The following is a 5,449-nucleotide window of genomic DNA, read 5'->3' as shown; positions in this document are numbered from 1 at the left end:
ACCGTATTGACCCCAGCATGACTCGAAATCCATAATCAGAGGTGGCTCACTTCTCGATGGAAAACCCGGCTCACTTCTGAGTGGAAATCAACAGCTTGAAGTACCCTGGCGTACAATCGCACTCGATCCACCCATCCCTGGCTTTGGCGCGGCGAATGACCGCGAGCGCTATCGCATCCTGTTCCGCAGATGATGAATGACCGTACCAGGCTCTCAGCGCTTCCGCTTCATCGGCTGTGATCTGGTCGACCTGGTAGACTGGATTTCCGCGGAGGACTATGCGCATGATCGTTCAATCTGTCTGACGTGAGAACATCGCGCGCGCCGGCGACCGTTGAAGGTCCCGCAGTCCATAGAAGCTGGCGGACAGGGTGGGTTCGACTTTTCCCCGGCCCTGAGATCCATGCTTCCAGCGAGCAACGACCGCTAAGCTATCCGGTTTACCGGCGCTGCTCCGAAAGTCCATCGGAATGGACGAATTAGAGCATAACGTCGCCATCGAATCGACCATTCCGTGCAGCGTTTTCGCCTTCTGGACTTATACTCTCGTAAAATCGACAACACGTCCAGTCCAGAGTTGGCGGGCGTACGGTCAACCCTCGCCTTCTCCTGGTCGTTGATCGAACGTGTTGTCCAAAGATGGGATCTCCTCTGCTGTGGCAAGACGGTACTCGGCGTCCGGATCGCACCGGCGGTCCCAGTCTGCATGCGCGCACCAGTTGGATCGATACCCATCGCCACAACCCCTACGTCTGACAGCATTCGGAGAAACCGTCCTTCGTCGCAACCGAAGTCACGTGTCGTATCTAAGCTGCCGGCACGGACAGGTGTCTGTCGTTCAGAGCCGTCGACCACCAGATTCTATGTGCTAATGATGCGATTATATGCGGGGAAACCGATATTAACCTATTGTTTCGACCGCCGCCGGTCTGCTGAGCGGGCCGCCTGCTGCCCATCAGACACCGTCCGCGACGCATCGCCCAGGGACCGGGACGTGTCGAGGTTCCTTCCGAAGTGAGGCACGTTCCCTATCGAGAGAAGGAAGAGGTCGTTCTCGAACTGATCAGGCGATTTTTCTCAGGCATGTGGCCGTGCTGGCGTCGCGAACCCCTGACTTCCGATCCGCGGTGCACCGTCACTGCCTCAGCACCGCTTCCCCCGGCGCGTACCTCGCATCAGGTATTGTCGGAACTTCCTGCCGTCGGGCAAATTCCTTCTCGTTGCCGGCAGCCAGGCTTCGCCTGCTCCACCCACCGTTCACGTTCGATGCGGCCGTCGAACTCGAGATATTCTTTTACACGTCTGATGTCGGCAGCACTCTAGGCGGCAATCTGTGCGAAGGTCGCCCTGGCGACTTTCGTTATTATTCAGATCCGGCTCTCACCGACAGATTGCTCGACGAGTTTCTTGCCAAGCGGGTCAACGCGGATTTGATCAAGATTGCGATTGGTATGGAAACCGGCGTGCCAAACAGGCGCCGACTTTTGCGATGCAGAACGAAAAGGGCCGCGTAACCCGTTTGTCGCTTGCCACGACGTCGCTACGAGCTCTGGTAATCAGCACGGCGGCGGATCGGAGCATGAACCAGTGTGTCGGTCTTTGCTATCAATTCCACTGCCTGTCCTCTGTCCCGGGACTGAGGACAGGATAGTTGAGGGATGCCGGTTGCGCCTGGCATGCCAAGAGGATGCCGCGGACGGCTCGACCATCAAAGACGCAACTGCATCTCTGGATGTTGACATCCAGGGCTACGCGGTGGTTAGGTGTCCTCTGTCCGAGGACAGAGGACACCTAACCGTGATGAAAGGCCAGGACATTGTCGTCCTGCTCAAGCTGGCGAGCTTGGAGGACGACGCAAAGGATGTCGGTAACGAATCTGCGCCGCATGCGCTAGCCGCAAGCGAGGATCCCTATTCCGTGCGCGGTCTCGCGGCGGCCCTCGGGATCAGCAAGACGGAAATTAGCGCTTCGCTCAATCGCAGCATCGCGTCGGGGCTCGCGATCAAAGACAGAAAAACGGGGCGGCCCAAACCAAGCCGGCGCCACCTGCGCGAGTTCATCATTCACGGTCTGAAATTCGTCTTTCCGGCGAAACCCGGCGCTATGCAGCGCGGGTTGCCGACGGGATACGCTGCCCCGGTGCTGCGTGAATCCCTGCACAGCGCCGGCAGTCTTATCTACGTCTGGCCCTACGCGCACGCAAAAGAACTGGGTCAATTAGTCGATCCGTTGTTCAAAAGCGTGCCGGAAGCCTGCGAGAAAGACGCGCGGCTCTACGCCTATCTCGCCCTCGTCGATGCGATTCGCATCGGCAATCAGCGTGAAAGTAAGCACGCCGCTGACTTGCTCATACAGAGGCTGGGATGACGGTCCAGGGTCAGTTGAAGGCAATGTTGAAGGCCGTTGCCGAGGCGCTTGGGGACGAGCTGCGCACGCGCCTGGTCTTCGTCGGCGGCTGCACGACCGCGCTTTACATCACCGATCCCATCGTTCTCGAAGGGGTGAGAGCGACCGACGATGTCGACTTGATCGTCGATCTGGCTGGCTTTGCCGAATGGGCCGAGCTGACGGAGCGCTTGCGTGTACGCGGCTTTACCGAGGCTGCTGACGACTCCGTCATTTGCCGCATGAAGCTCGGCGAGCTCAAGGTCGACTTCATGCCGGACGACGAGACGATCCTAGGTTTCAGCAATCGCTGGTACGCAAAGGGGATCGAGACGGCCGTTACAGAACAGCTGGAGGAGGCACTCGAGATCCGGCGCCTCACGACCGAGCTTTTTGTCGCGACTAAGTTGGAGGCATATCGCGGACGCGGCGAGGGCGATCTCATCGGCAGCCGCGATGCCGAGGACATTCTCCTCTTGGTCGATGGGCGGGAGGAGATCGTCGAGGAAATCTCGAGCGGCGACCCCGAAGTACGAGCCTATATCGCCGAACAGATTGCGGCGCTGCTAGACGATCCAAACTTCGACCATTTCCTGGAGGGAAACATCCGCGGTCCGGCGGGCCGTGTCGACATCGTCTACGATCGGCTGGTCGCGATGAGCAAGGCGGCATGACTTTGCAAATCCGGTGGCACTGCCGGCAAGGTACGCGGACGGCCGATAACCGAGACCATGCAGGCATAGGCATCCGCGGCGATGCGGTACTGGCAATCGTTCTTGATGGATCGACATCGAGTTCGGCCAGCGGCGAATTTGCGCGCGAGATAGCGCGCCGCATGGTCGACTGGTTCGTAGCCGGTGCTGACGAGATAACGGCCGACGCGCTGATCGCGCAGCTTCGCACGACCCGCGCAGCGCTTACGATGGACTTTCGTACAGCTTCAGCCAGCTACGTCCTCATATACATTGAAGCGACGTGCCGAGCGCTGGCTCTCCATGCGGGCGATTGTTTGGTAGGCCGACGTGAGGAAGATGGGCGGATCGTATGGCTGGTGGAGCCGCATACGCTCGCAAATCCGCTGCTGCCCGTACCGATCGAGAGACTCGCGAAAGACGAGGCGCGTCACAGGCTCACGCGTAGCTTCCGCTCAAGACGCTTTACTGCTCCCGATCTGAACTCATTCGAGCTCGATAATCGACTATTGCTGGTTGCGACGGACGGCTTCTGGGCGGAACTCGAAGCGCCTAAGCAGGTCGCCTTCATCGAGGGGCCTGCTGGGGCGCTCGAACAAGGACGGGATGATTGCGGCGTGCTCTCGATCCTGCGTGGCAAGTCTGGTTCTGATATCGAGCTCATTGATGCCGAAGCGGAGCTCAACCTCTATGTGGCGGCCCATGAGCCAAATTTACGTCGATAGATCACGTACTGTTTCCAACCTTCGATAAGTCCGGTGTCACAGTCGGACCTAGCCAAGCCTTTGGAGAATGTAGCCTGGGAAGATCACTTCCTCGCAGTCGATCGCGGCCGTTATCGTTTTAAGGGTTTCGAGGTCCTCGCTCGTTGAAAAGATGACCTGCTGATCTCGCATTCTGGCGGCGGAGGCGCGGCTGAGCAGGTTCTGAAAGCTTGGGCGTGACGACGACTGTTGGCGAGGTTCGTCGAAGACCAGCATTCCAGGATGGTTGGTAGGCTCGTCGCTGGCAAGCTCGAGCAGGCTCAATTGGTAGGCCCACTTCAGACGGATAGCATCGCTTGCGGAGGTCTCGAAGCCGATCTCGAACCCTTCCTTCTCTGGTCTGTAGCTGTCTTCAGAAATTGACAATTCCGATGGCGAGAAAGTGCTGAAGCCAAAGTCCTTCGCCTGACTCTGAACAAGCGTGGTGAGACGACTAAGTTTGTGCCGATCGCTCGAAGAAAGCTTCTCTGTCGGAATTCGAGCACGTTCCTGCAGGAGTTCGGCATATGCATCCTGCAAAGTGCGAAATCGATCAATGGCATCGTCGAAGATCGCCTGAAGGGCCTCGAGGTCGCGCATCGTCGCTTCAGCTCGAATACGCTCTTCAATGATGGCAGCGGAGGGATTCTGGCCCGGCGCCACAAGCTCTGACCGAAGAAGTCGGATTTGGGCATAGTGGTCTGCCAATCTGCGACTGATGGCGGAAAGCTGGTCGCGTCGCTCGGACTCCTCCAACTGCTCCCTGGCGAGGATATCTTCAAACATTTTCTTCTGCGATCGGATATACTCGATGTTATCCGAGACTGGCATCACCGCCGAAAGTGCTTCCTGCGACAGGAGTGTGTCCACCAATGCTTGCTCGCAGGTCGGACATCTGTCAGGCGTCAGAGCTGCGGTGACCCCCGAATAGCGTTGCAGTCGTTGCACGTCGAGATTCTTCACCAAATCGTCATCGAGGGCAGAAATACGCCTCTGGAGAGATTGCATGTCTGCCAGCTTCAATTGCTGAATCCCATGCAGCCTTATGCGCTCGGCGTTCAGTTGGTCGACATCCAGCGTAACCTGCTGCAGCTTCTGCGCCACCTCTTCCGACTGCTCCTCGACAACCGGTACAGCTCTAGCCGCCAAGTCGACGATACTCGTCCGGAGCTGCGTAACGACCGCCTTCAACGGAACCCATCCTGTTCCTTCTGCCAGCTGTACATGGGCGTTTGACAAAGCGGCCGGATCGGCCAGAGGACTTTCGGTCAAACCGGCGACCCGTCCGCCTCCACGAGCGACGAAGCGTTCCAACTCCTGCCTGACTACAGACCATTCTTTTGAATTGGCTGCCATGCGTTCGGCGAGGCGCTCTCGCTGAACTTCGAGTTTGTACACGTCCAAATCCATAATGAACTCTACGGCCCGCTTATGGACTTCGCGGATTCTCATATAGGTTGGAATTGCGGCGGGGATCGCCGTCCATCCAAATTTCTGCTCGACCCAAAACAAGGGGAACACGGTCTCCAGATACAATGTGACTTTCCATTAAACCTCAAGAATCGGTCTGCAAGGATATCAATGCGTTACGCGGGCACATAATCTGATAATTAGCAGTTAATCACGATA

The 5,449-nt window shown here is 57.8% G+C and carries 5 protein-coding genes; 3 read left to right on the top strand and 2 right to left on the bottom strand.

Features of this window, described 5'->3' with window-relative positions; genetic code table 11:
* Positions 1-70: 70 nt before the first annotated feature.
* Positions 71-286 carry a hypothetical protein gene (locus DY251_RS21060; RefSeq protein ID WP_116625868.1) on the bottom strand — a complete coding sequence of 72 codons (216 nt, stop codon included), beginning with the start codon at positions 284-286 and terminating at the stop codon, positions 71-73.
* A 1,514-nt stretch (positions 287-1,800) separates the two neighbouring features.
* On the opposite strand from DY251_RS21060, the gene DY251_RS21050 reads away from it, so the two are divergent.
* Genes DY251_RS21050 through DY251_RS21040 form a run of 3 tightly spaced genes read left to right on the top strand, consistent with a single transcriptional unit; the run spans position 1,801 to position 3,802 of the window.
* On the top strand, positions 1,801-2,367 hold the full coding sequence (locus tag DY251_RS21050) for a hypothetical protein (protein WP_116625869.1): 567 nt from the start codon (positions 1,801-1,803) through the stop codon (positions 2,365-2,367).
* Positions 2,364-3,059: a hypothetical protein gene (locus DY251_RS21045; RefSeq protein WP_116625867.1), complete on the top strand. Its 696-nt coding sequence runs from the start codon at positions 2,364-2,366 to the stop codon at positions 3,057-3,059. The genes DY251_RS21050 and DY251_RS21045 overlap by 4 nt, the downstream gene beginning before the upstream one ends.
* Positions 3,056-3,802: a protein phosphatase 2C domain-containing protein gene (locus DY251_RS21040; protein ID WP_116625866.1), complete on the top strand. Its 747-nt coding sequence runs from the start codon at positions 3,056-3,058 to the stop codon at positions 3,800-3,802. The genes DY251_RS21045 and DY251_RS21040 overlap by 4 nt, the downstream gene beginning before the upstream one ends.
* A gap of 48 nt (positions 3,803-3,850) precedes the next feature.
* Here the strand turns inward: DY251_RS21040 and DY251_RS21035 are convergent, their stop codons facing one another.
* The gene (locus DY251_RS21035; protein WP_199498918.1) at positions 3,851-5,356 is read right to left on the bottom strand and encodes a hypothetical protein; all 1,506 of its coding nucleotides are present in this window, start codon (positions 5,354-5,356) and stop codon (positions 3,851-3,853) included.
* Positions 5,357-5,449 lie beyond the last annotated feature (93 nt).

It is taken from the genome of Mesorhizobium denitrificans (genome assembly GCF_003403035.1).
GTDB lineage: Bacteria > Pseudomonadota > Alphaproteobacteria > Rhizobiales > Rhizobiaceae > Mesorhizobium_G > Mesorhizobium_G denitrificans.
This window is presented reverse-complemented; position numbering and strand designations above follow the sequence as displayed.